The following is a 16,868-nucleotide window of genomic DNA, read 5'->3' as shown; positions in this document are numbered from 1 at the left end:
CAGGTCAATACTTCGGCATCGACGGATCGACCTGTACGGCCCAGGCGTGTACCCCGCCCGTTAAATTCGTTACGTTACTGAATCCATTGCGCTCGAGGAAAGCGGCCACGTTCATGCTGCGCGCGCCGTGGTGGCAAATGCACACCACTTCCCTGTCGTCGTCGATCTCGCTCACGCGGACCGGAATCAGGTGCATCGGGATCTGGGTCGAGCCTGCGATCCTGCAGGTCTCGAATTCCCAGTCCTCGCGCACGTCGAGCAGCAGCGGCTGCTCGCGCGCCGGGTCGGCCAGCCAGGCGGCCAACTCGGGTGCGGTAATCTGTCGCATCGCTCGCCCTCAGAAGGTGAAGCGCGACGGCGCTTCGGCGCCGGTCAGCGGCTTGGCCACGGTCTCGAACACCTTGACCGCATCGTGCGCCGTTTCCGAGGTGCGGGTGATCAGCTGGCAGCTCATCGCCGGCGCCTCGCCCAGGATGGCGATCATGCGGCCGCCCACCTTCAGCTGCTTGACCAGCGCTTCCGGCAGCACCGGCAGGCCGCCCGAGACCACGATCACGTCGAATTCGGCGCCCGCCGACCAGCCCTGGGCGCCGTTGCCTTCTTCCACGCTGACGTTGCCGACGCCGGCCTTGGCCAGGTTTTCCCTGGCCAGGGTGACGCTCTCCGGCTGGATCTCGACCGTGGTCACGTGGCGCGCCTTGTGCGCCAGCAGCGCGGCCATGTAGCCGGAACCGGTGCCGATCTCGAGCACGTTCTCATGTTTTTTCACCGCGATCTCTTGCACGATGCGCGCTTCGACCTTCGGATTGAACATCGTCTCGCCGCCCGGCAACGGGATCTCGACATCCGCGAACGCCAGGTTCTCGTAGGCCTTCGGCACGAATTGTTCGCGCTTGACCACGTGCAGCAGCGCCAGCACATCTTCATCCAGGACGTTCCACGGACGGATTTGCTGTTCAATCATGTTGAAGCGGGCTTGTTCGATATTCATTTCAATTCTCGGTGGAAAAATAAATAATCCGATATTCTAATCGCTCAATGGCCTCTGGACGCACATCTTAACGATGCACGGCCGAGCCAGCGGAAAATTGCGACAGTCTGCAGTTTGAAGGGGATGAACGCCAGAAATCCGTCCCTGGCGTGATAGGCAAGTTACCTGGATGCGGGAAGCAGGCCGTGCAGCGTGATGTCGAGGAATGCTTCGAGGAAGGCCTCAGGCTGCAGGTCGCAGCGCTCGCAGGGCGCGATCGTATGCTTCCAGGTCGAGAGCATCAGCAGCGGCGCGATCAGCACCTGCGCCGTCTGCGGCACGTCGATCGCGCGGAATTCGCCGCGGCGGATGCCGCGTTCGAGCATGTTCGAAATCATGCGCATGCCGCGCGCCATGACCTCTTCCTGGTAGAAGCGCGCCATTTCGGGAAAATTATCGGCTTCGGCGAGGATCAGCTTGCTGATGCCGGACGCCTTGGTCGCGCCGATGCGCACCCACCAGGACAGGATCACTTGACGCAGCAATTCGGCGCTATTGCCGTCGAACTCCGCCACCGAGGTCTCGGCATCGTCGATCATCGGCAGGATGGTCTGGCGGACGACCGCCTTGAACAGGTCTTCCTTGTTGGCGTAATACAGGTAGAGCGTTCCCTTCGACACGCCCGCGCGGCGGGCCACGTCTTCCAGGCGGGTAGAGGCGAAACCACGTTCGACGAACAGCTCGATCGCGGAAGCCAAGAGCTCTTTGGGACGCGCTTCCTTGCGACGTTCCCAGCGCGGCTTGCTGTCAACTTGGCAGTCCATATTCCCGCCCAGAAATTATCTAAGGAACAATCAATATAGAACGCGCTTGTCCGTACAGTCAAGCAACCGTTGTATAGGCGAAACTATATTAGTCGAAATGTGGTAGTAACCGTAGATTCAACTGTTTTTATGAAGAGGTCGCCGTCCGCTTGCAGACGACCGGGGTATACTGGCGGGCTCCGTTCCAAGCACTCCCCGATGTCCATGTCCGCCTCTTTCCAGTGCCGGCCGCAATGTGGCGCCTGCTGCACCGCGCCTTCGATCACCAGTCCGATTCCGGGTATGCCGAACGGCAAGCCGGCTGGAGTGCGTTGCGTGCAATTGGGAGAGGATGAGCGCTGCCGACTCTTTGGACAAGCAGAACGGCCGGCCTTCTGCGGCGGCCTGCAGCCGTCGCATGAAATGTGCGGCGATGATCGCCCGCAGGCGATCCGCTGGCTGAGCGAGCTGGAAGAAGCGACAGCGCCGTAGGGTCGGCGGCGAGCCGCCGCCCGCCCTACCTCGCCGATTTGCCGCGCGCCTGTTGCACGCGCTGGAACAGCCCGCCCAGGGTCAAGCCGTCATGCCAGACCTCGTCCAGGCGCAGGCCGTAGCGCTCGCGCAGGGCGCGCGCCAGCGGCTCGATGTCGGATGCGTCGGGCATCCAGCGTGCGGACCGGGCCGCGCGCACCACGCCCAGCACCTGGTCGTCGGGACGCAGGTGCAGCTTGTCGCTGTCGCCGAACGAGAAGGCGGCGCCGAACACCGACAGGAATTCGCGGATGTCTTTACGGGATGCGGATGGGAAGGAACTGCGCCAGACCCGGCCCTGGAAGGGTCGGTAGCGTAATGCGTTGGGCAACTGCCAGTCATGAAATGCCAGCCAGGACAGCGCGGCAAGGATGATGACTAATAATAGACTCATTGGGTGAGTGCAGGATTACTCATGGATTTAGTTTAGCACGCGATTTCACATTCGGTGCAAGCGCTTTTTTCATTCGCGCGCCTGTCCAGACGCCGGGCGGCTGCACATTGCCGTCCGTAAAATCGTCTGTACGGTTCAGTTAGCCCAACGGTGGCGGCCCGGCTCATGGTAAGCTTCGAGCCCGAGCCGGCCTGCCTGTGCGGCCCGTCCCCAGATCACTTCCACACCAATACAATTCATGGATATTGCGCTCGCCATCAAGGCGATCATCATGGGCCTGGTCGAGGGCTTCACCGAATTTCTTCCGATTTCTTCCACCGGTCACCTGATTCTTGCGGGCGAGTTGCTCAATTTCACAGGCGTCAGAGAAACGGTATTCAAGATCGTGATCCAGCTGGGCGCCGTGCTGGCCGTCGTCTGGGAGTACCGCGAGCGCGTCATGCGCCTGTTTTCCGGGCTGGGCTCGGATCCGCTCCAGCAGCGCTTCGCGCGCAACGTCGCGATCGCCTTCCTGCCGGCCGCCGTCGCCGGCGTGCTGTTCAGCGCCACGATCACCGAACTCCTGTTCCACCCGGTGCCGGTGGCGATCGCCCTGGTCGTGGGCGGCGTCATCATCCTGTGGGTGGAACGGCGCCAGCGCCTGCGCAACGCGCCGGCGCGGGTCGAGAGCGTCGACGACATGACGGCGCTCGACGCCCTGAAGGTCGGCTTCGCCCAGTCCTTCGCCCTGATCCCCGGCACCAGCCGTTCGGGCTCGACCATCATCGGCGGCATGCTGTTCGGCCTGTCGCGCAAGGCGGCCACCGAGTTTTCGTTCTTCCTTGCCATGCCGACGATGCTTGGCGCTACGGTGTATTCTGTGGTTAAGGAACGCGAAGCACTGTCGATGGCCGACTTCCCGCTGTTCGGCCTCGGCTTCGTCTCGGCCTTTATCGCGGCCTTCCTGTGCGTGCGCTGGCTGCTGCGCTACATCAGCACGCACGACTTCACGATCTTCGCCTGGTACCGTATCGTATTCGGTATCCTGGTGCTGGTGACCGCTCACTTTGGCTTGGTCAACTGGTCGGAGTAAACTACCAGCCTTACCTTCGTCCAAAACACTGAAACAGACAGTATGAATCCCGATATCGGCGCCGACCTCGGCGCGCGCGCTCTCCATGTGCTGGAGACGGTCTTCGGCTATCCCGCCTTCCGCGGGCAGCAGGGAGAGATCGTCGAGCACGTGGCCAGCGGCGGCGACGCGCTGGTCCTGATGCCGACCGGCGGCGGCAAGTCGCTGTGCTACCAGATCCCCGCCCTGCTGCGCGACGGCGTCGGCGTCGTCGTCTCCCCGCTCATCGCCCTGATGCAAGACCAGGTCGATGCGCTCGAAGAAGTCGGGGTGCGCGCCGCCTTCCTCAACTCGACCCAAACGTTCGAAGAAACCCTGCGCATCGAGCGCCTGGTGCGCAGCGGCGAGATCGACCTCGTCTACGTGGCGCCCGAGCGCCTGATGACGCCGCGCTGCCTCGAGCTGTTCGAGGCCTCGCGCATCTCGCTGTTCGCCATCGACGAGGCGCACTGCGTCTCGCAATGGGGCCATGACTTCCGCCCCGAATACATCCGCCTGTCGATCCTGCACGAGCGCTTCCCGAACGTGCCGCGCATCGCGCTCACCGCGACCGCCGACCAGCAGACCCGGGCCGAGATCGCGCACCGCCTGCAGCTGGAAGACGCGCGCCAGTTCGTGTCGTCGTTCGACCGCCCCAACATCCGCTACTCGATCGTCGAGAAGACCACCGGCCGCAAGCAGCTGATCGATTTCATCACGAGCGAGCACCCGCAGGATTCCGGCATCGTCTATTGCCTGTCGCGCAAGAAGGTCGAGGAGACCGCGGACTTCCTGAACGAGCACGGCATCCGCGCCATGGCCTACCACGCCGGCATGGAGCACACGGTGCGCGCCGCCAACCAGGCTAGATTCCTGCGCGAAGAGAACATCGTCATGGTCGCCACCATCGCCTTCGGCATGGGCATCGACAAACCCGACGTGCGTTTTGTTTGCCACCTCGACCTGCCCAAGAGCATCGAGGGCTATTACCAGGAAACGGGCCGCGCCGGCCGCGACGGCCAGCCGGCCAGCGCCTGGATGGCCTATGGCCTGCAGGACGTCGTCCTGCAGCGCCGCATGATCGACGAATCCGAGGCCGACGAAACCTTCAAGCGCGTGCTGTCGATGAAGCTCGACGCCATGCTCGGACTGTGCGAGACGCTCAGCTGCCGGCGCATGCGCCTGCTCGACTATTTCGGCGAGCGCTCCGGCCCCTGCGGCAACTGCGACACCTGCCTGGTGCCGCCGGTCAGCTTCGACGGCACGGTGCCGGTGCAGAAGCTGCTGTCGGCCATCTACCGGGTCGACCAGCGCTTCGCCGGCGGCCACGTGATCGACGTGCTGCGCGGCGCGCAGACCGAACGCATCAGCCAGTGGCACCACGACAAGCTCACCGTGTATGGCGTCGGCGCCGACCGCTCCGAGCAGGAATGGCGCGCCATCCTGCGGCAGGCGATCGCCCTCGGCCTCGTCACGGTCGACCACGACGCCTTCAGTTCGCTCAAGCTCACCGACGCCGCGCGGCCGGTGCTCAAGGGCGAGCAGAAGGTGCAGCTGCGCCAGTACGCCAAGCCGGTCAAGGCCAAGCGTCCGTCCACCTCGCGCTCGAGCTACGAAGAAACCGAACTGTCGCGCGACGAACAGGCGATCTTCGACCGCCTGCGCTCGTGGCGCATGGGCACCGCGCGCGAACACGGCGTGCCGGCCTATGTCGTGTTCCAGGATGCGACGCTGCGCGAGATCGCCAAGGTCAAGCCGTCCTCGATCGACCAGCTGCGCGGCGTGTCCGGCGTCGGCGAGAAGAAGCTCGTCTCGTACGGCGACGAGATCGTCGCGATCATCAACGAGATGAGCTGACCGGGTTCACTCCCGGAACAGGTACGTAAAGCTGCGGCTGACCGGGAGCACCTCGCTGCTGCCGCGCAGCAGCACCTGCATGCGTTCGGCGTCGACGCGCTCGGCCGCCTTGATCGCGTTCACATTCACCAGCGTGCCGCGGTGGATCTGCCAGAACAGCCCTGGGTCGAGCCCTCCCACCAGGTCCTTCAGCGGGATGCGCACCAGCGCCTCGGAGCCAGGCAGCACCACCCGCGTGTACTTGGTGTCCGCCTGGAAGAACAGCACTTCCTCGACGTCGATCAGGCGGATCTGCTTGCCGACGCTGGCTTTCAGCCATTTCAGCTTTTCGCGCTTCGGCTCGGGCGACGCTTCTTTCACTTGCTGGATCACCTTGCTGACATCGTCCGGGCGGACATCCAGTTTTTCGCGCAGGCGCGTCAAGGCCTTGTCCAGGCGCCCCGGCTGGATCGGCTTGAGCAGGTAGTCGACCGCGCCGGCATCGAAGGCATCGACCGCATACTGGTCATAGGCGGTGACGAACACCACGTGCGAGCGGCGGCCGATGCGTTCGGCCACTTCCAGCCCCGACATGCCGGGCATGCGGATGTCCAGGAACACGACCTGCGGCTCGTGTTCGAGCCAGGCGTCCCAGGCATCCAGGCCATTCTCGGCAACCGCCACGATACTGGCCTCGGGCCAGGCCGTGGCCAAGAGGCCGAGCAGGCGCTCGCGCATCAACGGTTCGTCTTCCGCGACCAGCACGGTGGCGCTCATGCTTGCTCCTTGCAGGGGATGGCGATCTCGGCCAGCAGGCCGGGCTCGGCTTCGGAAAGCAGCAGGCAGGCGCCCTCGCCGTAAGCCAGGCGCAGGCGGTGGCGCACGTTTTCCAGGCCGGCGCCGGCGCCCGGGGTGTCGCTCATGCCGACGCCGCTGTCGCGCACCCGGATGCGGATCGTTCCGCCGTCGTCATGGGCCGTGACCGCGATCTCGCCGCCGTGCAGGGACGGCTCGATGCCGTGCTTGATCGCGTTCTCGGCCAGGGTCAGCACCAGCATGCTGGGAATCCGGGTGGCGGCCAATGCATCGGGCACATCGACCGTGTAGCGCAGGCGCTCGCCCATCCGGATCTGCATCACCCGCAGGTAAGAGCCGACCAGGCCGAATTCGGTCGCCAGCGACGCTGAGCTGCAACGCATATCGCTCATGCTGCCGCGCAGGAAGTCGATCAGGTGGGACGTGAGTTCGGCGGCCCGCGGCGCCCCCTGCTCGGCCAGCTGCTGCACCGCCCCGAGGGTGTTGAACAGGAAGTGCGGCTCGATCTGGGCGCGCAGCAGGCGCAGCTGGGTTTCGCTCAGTTCGCGCGCAAGGCGCTCCTGTTCGGCATCGCGTTTGAGCTGCTCGGCCTGGATCTGATAGTGGCGATTGCGCAGCACGGCAACCACGATGGTCGGTATCGCCACCAGCGCGGTCACGACGAGTGTCACGGTGACGACGATCCTGGGCAGCTTGTCGAGCAGGACCGACCAATGCGTGCCCGTCTCGAACATGGCGGTCAATCCGCCGAACAGCCCGCCCACCAGGCCGAGGCCGACGATCGTGACCAGCGCCCTGCCCTTGGCGCGCACGACTTTCCCGTAGTTGAACCAGACGCCCATCAGCGACATGGCCACCGCGATCCCGATCGCATTGGCGGCGATGACCGTTTGCCACCATGGTTTCGACGGCAGGAAGGCCAGATTGATCAGGAAACCGAGCACCGACAGCAGGACGCACAGCTTGAGCAGCGCCAGCAGGGCTGCCGAGGTGCTGACGGCACTGGAAAACCGGTACAGGGATTCGCGTTCGGCGGGCGACATCTCGGCCAGCTTGCGGGCGAAGAAACGGCGGCAGCCGGCCGGCACCTGCTCCACCAGCGAGGGGTCGCGCAGCACCGCGAGCTGCTCCGCTTCCACCTCACGGTTCCATTGTTCGATGCGCTTCCACATGCCGTTCTCCTCTGTGCTCGTTAATGTATATCAACAAGTCCAGTCTAGGAACTTCCGGCAGCCCGGAACAGCAGGTGGTGATGAACGACGAAGACGGGGGAGCGAACGACGATTCGCCCCCGGATAGACACTTACTTGCGCGTGAAGACCAGGTCCCACACTCCGTGGCCCAGCTTGATGCCGCGGTTCTCGAACTTGGTCAGCGGACGGTATGCAGGCTGCGGCGCATAGCCCTCGGCGGTATTGACCAGCTCCGGCTCGGCGCTCAACACCTCGAGCATCTGCACCGCATAGTCTTCCCAGTCGGTCGCCAGGTGCAGGTAGCCGCTAGGTGCGATCTTCCGGCACAGCAGCTTGACGAAGGCCGGCTGGATCAGGCGGCGCTTGTTGTGGCGCGCCTTGTGCCATGGATCGGGGAAGAACACGTGCACGCCGTGCAGCGCGCCGTCAGGAATCATGTGGTTCAGCACCTCGAACACGTCGTGCTGGACCAGGCGCAGGTTGGCGATGTCCTGCTCGCCGATCTGCTTGAGCAGGCTGCCCACGCCCGGCGTGTGCACCTCGACGCCCAGGAAGTCCGTCTCGGGCATCAGTTTCGCGATGTGGGCCGTGGTGTCGCCCATGCCGAAGCCGATTTCGAGGACGACGGGCGCCTTGCGGCCGAAGGCCTGCTCGATGTCGAGCGGCTCTTTCTTGTACTCGATCAGGAACTTGGGGCCCTGCTCCTCGAAGGCCCGCGCCTGCGCGGTCGACAGCCGTCCTGCGCGCGTGACGAAACTGCGGATGCGGTGTTCGGTGGGATCGTACAGCATGGACCGTGCCGGACCACTGGTGGGCTTTTCAGAAGACATGGGGAGTGGAATATGCGGAAAAAACGGCTGTCATTATAGCGCAGCCGCCCCTGCCATCGGCCGTGCGTGGCGGCAAGGCGGAATCAAGCATAATCATTGTCTTCCCCCAGCAACGCCGGAGCCCTTTGCCATGCACTCGACGAAACACCCGATCGCCATCGACGACAACGTCGCCACCCTGCACCTGACGTCCTTCCACTACGGCGCCCCCGGCAGCGGCAAGAAGGTGTACATCCAAGCCGCGATCCATGCCGACGAAGTGCCGGCGATGCTGGTGGCCCACGTGCTGCGCGGGCAGCTGGAAAAGCTCGATGCCGAGGGCCGGATCAAGGGCGAGGTCATCCTGGTCCCGGCCGCCAATCCGCTCGGATTGTCGCAGGTCGTGCATGGCGCGCCGTTCGGCCGCTACGACCTGTCCACCGGCACCAACTTCAATCGCGCCTACCGCCACGCCGCCGATGCGCTCAAGAGCGCGCTCGAAGGCCGGCTGGGCGCGGACGCCGCGGCCAACGTCGCCCTGATCCGCGAGCATGCGCGGCGCGAGGTCGCCGCCTGGGAACCGGCGGACAATGCCGCGACGCTCAAGAAGACCTTGTTGACGATGGCGATCGACGCCGACATCGTGCTCGACCTGCACTGCGATAACGAGGCGGTGCTGCACATGTACACCGGCACGCCGCTGGTCGAGGTGGTGCAGCCGCTGGCCGACCTGATGGGCGCACGCGTGCTGCTGGTGGCCAAGGAATCGGGCGGCGAAGCCTTCGACGAAGCCTGCAGCCGGCTGTGGTGGGACCTGGCCGACCATTTCATCGACGCCGCCATCCCGCCCGCCTGCGCCGCCGTCACCGTCGAGCTGCGCGGCGAGAACGACGTGAACTACGACTACGCGCAACGGGATGCCGAGGCCATCCTGCAATACCTGGCGCACCAGGGCGTGCTCGACATCCCGACGGCCGCCCTGCCCCCGGCGCAATGCGGTCCGACGCCGCTGGATGCGGTCGAACCGTTGACGGCGCCGCATGCGGGCGTGCTGGTCTTTCGCAAGAAGCTGGGCGATCAGGTGGCGGCCGGCGAGCCGATCGCGGACATCGTCAATCCGGTCAGCGGCCAGGTCACGCCGGTGGCGGCCAGCCGCCCGGGACTGCTGTTCGCCAGCACGGCGCACCGGCACCTGCTGCGTGGCATGCACGTGTGTAAGGTGGCGGGCGAGGATTCATTCAGGTCAGGCAATCTCCTGTCGAGCTGAGTCGGCCTGGAACGCGCGCCACAGGCCATATCAGGAAGTGGACGCTATCGGTCGCGTGGATCTGGTACATCGATGTAATCCGTCTGCAGCCGTTGCGGGCTCGCTTCGACTGCATCCATGATGTGGCCGCGTGAAGCGCCGACATCGTTGCGGCCTTGCCCCATGCGGCTGTACACCTCGGTGACCAGCACATAGTCCTTGCGGGCAAGGCCCAGGTTCTTGAAAGACTGGCCGAGGGTGCTTTCGCTTTCGCCACCTGAATACATGTCGGCGGTATCAATCTGACGTCGAGCTGAGCGATATGTGGTTGCAGCTGGGTGATTGCGAATGCGCAATGCTCACATCAGGGAGACAATAATAATTGGTCGTGTCTTCAATAACACGCCAATATCATGTCGATTGATGTGGAAAAGTTCGCATCGCATTTGCGCACAAACGCAAAAAATCAAAGTCAAGGCAGATGTGCCCGCTTCGTTCGGCTGGCGCTTGAAGCTGCTGGCGCCAATACTTCAGGCCATCCACTCAGGGCCAAGGATTGGGGGCCTATCCTAACGAGAAATGGATTCCATGTCGTCGCCGTCCCTGCCCCTGAGCATTTCAAGTTTAAAAAGGGCGATATCGTGGTAATTCAACCGTATTCCGGCGGGAATCCAGCAGGCCATATCGCAGGATTCGACGGCGAGAAATGGATATCCGATTTTGCCCAACGAGACTTCTGGGCTGGTCCAACCTATCGCAGAGAAAGGCCCGAGTATGCTGTCTACCGTCCTTAGCCGCGCCCTCTGCGCGATCTCTTTTGCTCTCATCTCTCTTGCTCCATCCACTGCGGCGCCACGCGAATCAGATGAACAAGTCGCCATTGTCGGTAGCCTGTACAAGACCTTCGCCTGGCAGGTGCTGTCGAGTTCGATTAACGCTTTTGGCAAGCCGCTAGCGCAGCAAGAAAGTTCGGTCCTTCGCCGTTATTTTGCTCAGGAGCTGGCTTCTCTACTGGTCAAAGACGGTCACTGCGCCGCAAAAACCGGCGAGATATGTAACCTGGACTTCGACCCCATTTTCGCGTCACAGGACCCGGCTGCCGTCGACTTGACGATACGTTCCATGCCAAAAGACATCGTGGCCGTTGAATTCACCTATCCTTCCAGCGGCGAGAAGGTGCGGCTGGAGTACCGTATGGCCAGAAAGAAAAATGGCTGGCGGATTGATGACATTCGTTATCCGGGGATGTCCGATAGCTCTCTCAAGCAGCTGCTTGCCCGTAAACTGCCCAGCAGTGACAAATAACATCGGAATCAATGTACTGGCTAGTGTCTTGAGTGCCTGAAGAGCAAACCGGCAGCAACTGCAAGAATCGCAAACGTCGGCAACAGCCAGGCATAGCCCACGCGCAGCTCCATCAGGGTCGCGCCGCTCACCGCACACCAGGCCAGCGGAATCAGCCAATAGAGTGGATGGGCGCGACAAGCCAGCAGCACTCCCAGCGTGGCGACGGCGGTCGGATCGGGCGCGATACCGAATACTTCAGCGTGGTTCCAGCCGCGACTACTGCCCAGCGCGAGCAGCGGATACCCGAGCACCGCCAGGGCGGAAAGGCCCAGCGCCACATGTTTCTGCGCGTGGGCCGGCGCGGCGCCGTGCGGCCGCAGCGCCACGAAGAACAGCAACAGGGCCTGCACGCCGAATGCGAGCGCGAAATAAGGACCGGCGGTATTGATGCCCGCATAGCGTTCCAGGTGATATGCCCAGCCGACCCAGGCCCAGGCCGATGCCAGCAACAGCAGCGCGCCGCGGCGCGTACGGGCGCCAGGACGCGCAACGCAGCCGATGATGGCCAGACCGGCCGCCAGCGCCAGCAGGTGCGCAGGCCAGACCGCCTCGTTGTACAAGGCGATGAGCCGGTAGTAGCTGCGCTGCGAAAACATCAACAAGTCCGACAGCCTGTAGCTCGCCCACTCGGTCCACCATTCGCTCATGCCAGCCTTTCGGCGTCCTGGGCGATGCGCTTGCGCAGGGCCTCGTCGGGCATGCGGCCGGTGCCGGCCAGCAGGTTCTCGCGCACGTGGGCCACGCTGGAGGTGGCAGGGATCGCGCAGGTGACGGCGGGGTGGGACACGATGAACTTCAGCAGCGCCTGGGCCCAGGTGGTGCAGCCGATGTCCGCGGCCCAGCCGGGCAGCGGCTTGCCGGCCAGCGCCTGCGTCAGGTCTCCCTGGCGGAATGGCCGGTTGGCGATCACGCCGATGCGGCGCTCGCGCGCCAGCGGCAGGATGCGCTGCTCCACCTCACGATCAAGGGCATTGTACGAGACCTGAACGAAGTCGATGGGTTGCGAGGCCATGATCTTTTCGATCTCGCCATGGCGCCGGCCTTCGGACGTCGTGATGCCGACATAGCGCAGCCGCCCTTCCTTCTTCATCGCCAGCAGGGTCTTCAGATGCTCTTCCCACGACAGCAGGTTATGCACCTGCAGCAGGTCGAAGCGCGGCACGCGCCACAGCTTGCGCGATGCCTCGATCTGCTGCACGCCACGCGCGCCGCCGCTGATCCACACCTTGTCGGCCGAGAACAGGCGCTGCGGCTTGATGGCCTGTATCGCTTCGCCGATCACGTCCTGGGCCGAGCCGTACATCGGGGAGGAATCGATCATCCGACCGCCGCCGGCGAAGAACTGGCGCATCACCTCCTGGCATTCCTTGCGCGCCTGCGGGTCGCGGCCGACGTTGAAGGTGATCCAGCTGCCCAGGCCGATGACGGGGAGCTGCTCGCCGGACGAGGGAATCGGGCGGGTGAGCAGCGGCGCGGGACCTGGTGCGGCATGGAGCGATGGCAGGGCCAGGCTGCCGGATGCGGCGAGCACGGATTGCAACAGGTGGCGGCGTAAAGGCGAAACGGGGCTCATGCGAAGCGCTCCTTGCTCGGCAAAACGGAAGAACTCGGAGGATATCGCGATCGGAGACGGGATGGCGCTGCTCAGCCACAGGAATGGCAACTGGAGCGGGTGAAGGGAATCGAACCCTCGTATGAAGCTTGGGAAGCTGCCGTTCTACCATTGAACTACACCCGCGTTGCCAGCATTCTACGCGCGTTTGGGACGGTTTGACAATTTTCCGCCCCTCCCGCGCCTGCCCCGGATCAATCCGGCTGCTCGACCGCATATCCCTTCGCCGCCAGCGCCGAGATTACCCCTGTCGGGTCGAAGATATCCTCGATCTTCAGCACGGCGAAGGTCGAGGCATTGGCCGCGAGCGCCTTCTCGGCCGAAGCGATCCATTTTTCGTTCGCACGCGCCCTCATATGCTTGAATTCGGGCTCGGCATCGAATGCCGCGCTGTTCATCAGGGCGCCGGAACAGGCCTCTTCGCGGCTGGCGAAATCCAGCTTGCGCATTTCATCCATATCGCCCTTGGCCCAGGCATTGGCGCGCTGGCTGGCGGCCTCGATGTCCTGCTCCAGCGTGGCCATCGTACGCGCCAGGCAGGCGGCGTCGCCCAGGGTCGATTTCTTGAAGTTCTTCAGCACCGTGCGCGCATTGTCCATCGGCAGCTGGAAAGTCGACGAGGTCTCCTTCAGCTTCGCCTTCTTGACCAGGTCCAGCAGCGGCTTGCGCACCGCGTAGCTGTCGACCAGGCCCGCCTGCTTGCGCGCGGCGTTCGACAACACCTCCGCCGCGAAGATCGGGCGCTCGCGCTCGACGTCGTCGTTCTCGGGCAAGTACCTGGACTTGAGCGTGGTCCAGCGCGCATACTCCTCCGCCGGCATCAGGTCACGCAAGGTTGCGCCATCCGGATTCTTGCGCATGCCGATGAAACTTGGCAGCAGCGTGATCCCCCTGAAGAAACCCGGGTTGGCCGAGACGCTTGGCGCCGACAGGTATTCGTGCGAATTCATGATGACGTTTTCGACCTGCTGCGAGCGCCACTGCATGTTCTTTGGCACCGGCCCGTACATGCCGAACACCCACAAGACGTGCTCGCCCTTCGTTACCTTCCACATGCCCGGTCCGGGGCGCTGGGCCACGACGTGGATCTGCTCCGGCGCCGGTTCGGCGGCGGTCTCAAGCACATCGACGGCGGCCTGCGCCGGGACGGTCGCATCTTCCGATTGCGCCCAGGCGGGAGCGGCCAGCATGCATATGCAGAAAGCAGGTACGGCGAGTTTGCTCATGAAATGATCCGGTGATGGGAATCGCCAGATCTTACGCCAATGGCAGCGTCAGCGAAGCCGCTGTAACACGGCTGTTTCAATTACATGAACGGCGCATATCATGCATACGTCAGCTTTCCGGCGGCTCCGGCACATCTGGCCGGTCCAATAATTCCTGCGCCAGCTTCAAGCCCTTGACCATCACCGAAAACGCCTCGTGCTTGGACGCCTCGTCCGGCACGCGCAGCACGTACGACGGGTGGTAGATCGTCACCACCCAGCTGTCGCCATGGCGTATGGGCCGTCCCAGCTTGTCCTTGAGCGTCGCACTGCCCGCCTGCAGCACCGACTTGAGCGCGGTCGCGCCCATCGCCACGATGACCTTGGGCTTGCGGGTGGCGATCTCCTTCTCGAGCCAGTAGTGGCAGGCCTCGATCTCCTTCTGCGCCGGCGTCTTGTGCAGGCGCCGCTTGCCGCGCGGCTCCCACTTGAAATGCTTGACGGCGTTGGTGATGTAGACGCCCTTGCGCTCCACGCCGGCCTGCTCGAACACGCGGTCGAGCAGCTTGCCGGCCGGGCCGACGAAGGGCTGGCCGGCCAGGTCTTCCTGGTCGCCCGGCTGCTCGCCGACGAGCATGATCTGCGCGTGCTTCGGCCCCTCGCCGCCGACCGCCTGGGTCGCGTGTTCCCACAGGTCGCAGCGCCGGCACTCGTCCAGCTTCGACGGCTGCTGGCGCTCGGGCTGCGCCTGTTCGGCTTCGATCGGGATCGTGCGACCGCTGCGCCGCCCTACCGCCTCGACCTGGCCGATGCGGCGCGCGCCGAGGCCGGCCTGGCTCACCAGCGACGGCACCAGCGCGCCTTCCGGCAGGTTCTTCCAGAAGCGCGACGGGATGTGGCTGTTCATGACCTGCGTGTTCAGGCGCGCCGGGTTGAAGATGCTGCGGTAATAGGTCAGCCACAGGGCCTCGCCCGCATCGTCGAGGTCGGCCGCGCTCGACATCAGCGGGCCGGTATGGTGCAGGGTGGCGCCGTCCCATAGCACGCTGGCGTCGGGCGTGGCGATCATCCAGCTCACCTTGCCCATGCGCGCCACAAAATGCTCGGCCACCTGCGGCAGGACGTCGTGGCTGGGTTCGAACCAGGCCACGAAATGGGGCGCGCCGGCCTCGATCGGCCGTTCACGGAATCGGATGTAGGCGTGCATATCGTGTACCTCGCGCCGCACCGCCTTGACCATCACGTGCAGCCGCTGCCCGTCCGGATCGGCGGGCGATTGCACGTCGTGCTCGCCCTGTTGCCAGCGCCAGATCACCCGATACAGGAAGGCCCAGCGGTCGTGATCGCGGTAGCAGGCGGCGGTCTGCAGCATCTCCATCAGGGAGCGAGGGACATGCGGCCTTGGCGCCGTTGCATTGGAAGGCTCCTGTTCGGCCGCTTGCGGTTTGGCCGGAGACGACAGGAGGTCGCCTTCATTATGCGCAGCTGCTTGGGAAGCCGGCGCACCCGAGAACAGGTCGGCGCCTGGCGCACCCCAGGTCACCGCCTCGGGCGGCACGCCGGCGCGCAACAGTTCGCGCGCCACCGCGCGCCATGCGGTGAAACCGTCCACCAGCAGCGGCTGGCCCGCGCGCACGCTCGCCACCGCGGTCGCGGCGAGGGCGGCGGCGCTGGCATTGGCATCCGCGCCGGCGCTGGCGCTCATGCCGCCTGCAATTCGGGCCACAGGTTCATCTGCTGCGGCGCATCGGCCATGTGCTTGCGCAGCAGCTCGGAACTGGTCGCGCCCTGCGCCGGCTTGTAGTCGGCGGTGACGACGAAGGGCGCCAGCTTCTTGAGGCTGCAACGCAGGCGAGATAAATCTTCCCAGCGGATGCGGCGCAGGCGGCGCAGCTCGACGATGCGCTTGGCGTTGCGCAGGCCAATGCCGGGAATGCGCGGGATCAGCGACGCATCCACCCGGTTCAGGTCCATCGGGAAGTGCTCGCGATTGGCCAGGGCCCAGGCCAGCTTGGGGTCGACGTCCAGTGCCAGGTTGCCCGTTTGCGGCATCAGTTCACCAGCCGTGAAGCCGTAGCCGCGCAATAAAAAGTCTGCCTGGTACAGGCGGTGCTCGCGCAGCAGCGGCGGCGGCGCCAGCGGCACGCTGCCGGGGCTGTGCGGGATCGGGCTGAAGGCCGAGTAATACACGCGCTTGAGCTTGTAGCTGCCGTACAGCGTCTCGGCCGTGTTCAGGATGGTGTGGTCGTCGCTGGCGTCGGCGCCGACGATCATCTGCGTGCTCTGGCCAGCCGGCGCGAAGGCCGGCGCCTTCGGCTCTTCGGCTTTTTCGTCCAGTTTGCGCCGGATCGAGCCCATCGCCAGCTTGATCGTGTGGACGCTTTTTTCGGGCGCGAGGCGGGTCACGCTGTCGTGGGTCGGCAGCTCGATGTTCACCGACAGGCGGTCGGCCCAGCGGCCGGCCTCCTGGATCAGGAGCGGATCGGCGTCGGGAATGGTCTTGAGGTGGATGTAGCCGCGGAACTGGTGCACCTCGCGCAGCTGGCGCGCCACTGCCACCAGCTGCTCCATCGTGTAGTCGGCCGACTGGATGATGCCCGAGCTGAGGAACAGGCCGTCGATGTAGTTGCGCAGGTAAAAATCCTGGGTCAGCTTCACGACTTCATCGACCGCGAAGCGCGCCCGCGGCACGTTCGAGGTGCGCCGGTTGATGCAGTACTGGCAGTCGTAGATGCAGAAATTGGTGAGCAGGATCTTGAGCAGCGAGACGCAGCGGCCGTCCGGCGTATAGCTGTGGCAGATGCCCATGCCGGTGGTGGCGCCCAGGCCGTCCTTGCCTTCGGAGCCGCGCTTGGGCGCACCGCTGCTGGCGCAGGATGCGTCGTACTTGGCCGCGTCGGCCAGGATTTCGAGCTTGTCGTTGAGTTCCATCGCGCGCGCGTGACTGTATGGGCATACAGTATAACGCGGCGTGCCTACGCATACGGTGCGCTGGCGCAGCCGTGCGCACGTGCTG

Annotated in this window: 19 protein-coding genes and 1 tRNA gene; 6 read left to right on the top strand and 14 right to left on the bottom strand. The window is 64.5% G+C overall.

Features of this window, described 5'->3' with window-relative positions:
* Positions 1–4: 4 nt before the first annotated feature.
* The 3 genes from ABIB42_RS13085 to ABIB42_RS13075 all read right to left on the bottom strand — a co-directional run bounded on the left by ABIB42_RS13085 (position 5) and on the right by ABIB42_RS13075 (position 1,794).
* Positions 5–328, bottom strand: coding sequence for a rhodanese-like domain-containing protein (locus ABIB42_RS13085; protein ID WP_005664887.1), 324 nt, complete (start codon positions 326–328; stop codon positions 5–7).
* A gap of 9 nt (positions 329–337) precedes the next feature.
* On the bottom strand, positions 338–991 hold the full coding sequence (locus ABIB42_RS13080) for a protein-L-isoaspartate O-methyltransferase family protein (RefSeq protein WP_184239904.1): 654 nt from the start codon (positions 989–991) through the stop codon (positions 338–340).
* Positions 992–1,152: 161 nt separating this feature from the next.
* Positions 1,153–1,794 (bottom strand): TetR/AcrR family transcriptional regulator, encoded by a 642-nt coding sequence (locus ABIB42_RS13075; protein ID WP_184239901.1) that lies wholly within the window; start codon positions 1,792–1,794, stop codon positions 1,153–1,155.
* A 198-nt stretch (positions 1,795–1,992) separates the two neighbouring features.
* Between ABIB42_RS13075 and ABIB42_RS13070 the strand changes: the two genes are divergently transcribed.
* Entirely contained in the window at positions 1,993–2,265 is a 273-nt protein-coding gene (locus ABIB42_RS13070) for a YkgJ family cysteine cluster protein (RefSeq protein WP_143054485.1), read from the top strand.
* A 25-nt stretch (positions 2,266–2,290) separates the two neighbouring features.
* On the opposite strand, the gene ABIB42_RS13065 is transcribed toward ABIB42_RS13070, so the two are convergent.
* On the bottom strand, positions 2,291–2,698 hold the full coding sequence (locus tag ABIB42_RS13065) for a hypothetical protein (RefSeq protein ID WP_005664882.1): 408 nt from the start codon (positions 2,696–2,698) through the stop codon (positions 2,291–2,293).
* A gap of 238 nt (positions 2,699–2,936) precedes the next feature.
* On the opposite strand from ABIB42_RS13065, the gene ABIB42_RS13060 reads away from it, so the two are divergent.
* Positions 2,937–3,770 (top strand): undecaprenyl-diphosphate phosphatase, encoded by an 834-nt coding sequence (locus ABIB42_RS13060; protein WP_005664880.1) that lies wholly within the window; start codon positions 2,937–2,939, stop codon positions 3,768–3,770.
* A 42-nt stretch (positions 3,771–3,812) separates the two neighbouring features.
* A complete protein-coding gene (gene recQ, locus ABIB42_RS13055; protein ID WP_005664878.1) occupies positions 3,813–5,645 on the top strand; it encodes a DNA helicase RecQ in 1,833 nt (610 codons plus the stop codon).
* Positions 5,646–5,651: 6 nt separating this feature from the next.
* Here the strand turns inward: recQ and ABIB42_RS13050 are convergent, their stop codons facing one another.
* The 3 genes from ABIB42_RS13050 to trmB form a co-directional block, all read right to left on the bottom strand.
* The gene (locus ABIB42_RS13050; RefSeq protein WP_005664877.1) at positions 5,652–6,401 is read right to left on the bottom strand and encodes a LytR/AlgR family response regulator transcription factor; all 750 of its coding nucleotides are present in this window, start codon (positions 6,399–6,401) and stop codon (positions 5,652–5,654) included.
* On the bottom strand, positions 6,398–7,612 hold the full coding sequence (locus ABIB42_RS13045; RefSeq protein ID WP_005664875.1) for a sensor histidine kinase: 1,215 nt from the start codon (positions 7,610–7,612) through the stop codon (positions 6,398–6,400). Before ABIB42_RS13045 ends, ABIB42_RS13050 begins: the two co-directional genes overlap by 4 nt.
* A gap of 131 nt (positions 7,613–7,743) precedes the next feature.
* Entirely contained in the window at positions 7,744–8,424 is a 681-nt protein-coding gene (gene trmB, locus ABIB42_RS13040; RefSeq protein ID WP_429248437.1) for a tRNA (guanosine(46)-N7)-methyltransferase TrmB, read from the bottom strand.
* A gap of 169 nt (positions 8,425–8,593) precedes the next feature.
* On the opposite strand from trmB, the gene ABIB42_RS13035 reads away from it, so the two are divergent.
* Entirely contained in the window at positions 8,594–9,709 is a 1,116-nt protein-coding gene (locus ABIB42_RS13035; RefSeq protein WP_005664872.1) for a succinylglutamate desuccinylase/aspartoacylase family protein, read from the top strand.
* 44 nt (positions 9,710–9,753) lie between these two features.
* On the opposite strand, the gene ABIB42_RS13030 is transcribed toward ABIB42_RS13035, so the two are convergent.
* Complete coding sequence (locus ABIB42_RS13030) at positions 9,754–9,975, bottom strand: aldo/keto reductase (protein ID WP_005664870.1); 222 nt, start codon at positions 9,973–9,975, stop codon at positions 9,754–9,756.
* A gap of 126 nt (positions 9,976–10,101) precedes the next feature.
* On the opposite strand from ABIB42_RS13030, the gene ABIB42_RS13025 reads away from it, so the two are divergent.
* A complete protein-coding gene (locus ABIB42_RS13025; protein ID WP_081589855.1) occupies positions 10,102–10,482 on the top strand; it encodes a hypothetical protein in 381 nt (126 codons plus the stop codon).
* Positions 10,463–10,993: a DUF3828 domain-containing protein gene (locus ABIB42_RS13020; protein ID WP_429248436.1), complete on the top strand. Its 531-nt coding sequence runs from the start codon at positions 10,463–10,465 to the stop codon at positions 10,991–10,993. Before ABIB42_RS13025 ends, ABIB42_RS13020 begins: the two co-directional genes overlap by 20 nt.
* 20 nt (positions 10,994–11,013) lie before the next feature.
* Here ABIB42_RS13020 and ABIB42_RS13015 read toward each other — a convergent pair whose 3' ends face one another.
* The 6 genes from ABIB42_RS13015 to ABIB42_RS12990 form a co-directional block, all read right to left on the bottom strand.
* Entirely contained in the window at positions 11,014–11,682 is a 669-nt protein-coding gene (locus ABIB42_RS13015; protein ID WP_429248435.1) for a DUF6064 family protein, read from the bottom strand.
* A complete protein-coding gene (locus ABIB42_RS13010; protein ID WP_429248434.1) occupies positions 11,679–12,608 on the bottom strand; it encodes an aldo/keto reductase in 930 nt (309 codons plus the stop codon). The genes ABIB42_RS13015 and ABIB42_RS13010 overlap by 4 nt, the downstream gene beginning before the upstream one ends.
* A gap of 91 nt (positions 12,609–12,699) precedes the next feature.
* Positions 12,700–12,773 (bottom strand) — tRNA-Gly (locus tag ABIB42_RS13005).
* 68 nt (positions 12,774–12,841) lie between these two features.
* Positions 12,842–13,873, bottom strand: coding sequence for a TraB/GumN family protein (locus tag ABIB42_RS13000; protein ID WP_429248433.1), 1,032 nt, complete (start codon positions 13,871–13,873; stop codon positions 12,842–12,844).
* A 109-nt stretch (positions 13,874–13,982) separates the two neighbouring features.
* Complete coding sequence (locus ABIB42_RS12995; RefSeq protein ID WP_429248440.1) at positions 13,983–15,557, bottom strand: UdgX family uracil-DNA binding protein; 1,575 nt, start codon at positions 15,555–15,557, stop codon at positions 13,983–13,985.
* Positions 15,554–16,783, bottom strand: coding sequence for a putative DNA modification/repair radical SAM protein (locus ABIB42_RS12990; RefSeq protein ID WP_005664860.1), 1,230 nt, complete (start codon positions 16,781–16,783; stop codon positions 15,554–15,556). The genes ABIB42_RS12995 and ABIB42_RS12990 overlap by 4 nt, the downstream gene beginning before the upstream one ends.
* Between the last annotated feature and the right edge of the window lie 85 nt (positions 16,784–16,868).

This window comes from Massilia sp. UYP32 (genome assembly GCF_050434365.1).
GTDB lineage: Bacteria > Pseudomonadota > Gammaproteobacteria > Burkholderiales > Burkholderiaceae_D > Telluria > Telluria timonae.
The sequence above is the reverse complement of the archived record's forward strand: the minus strand, read 5'-3'. Positions and strand labels throughout refer to the sequence as shown.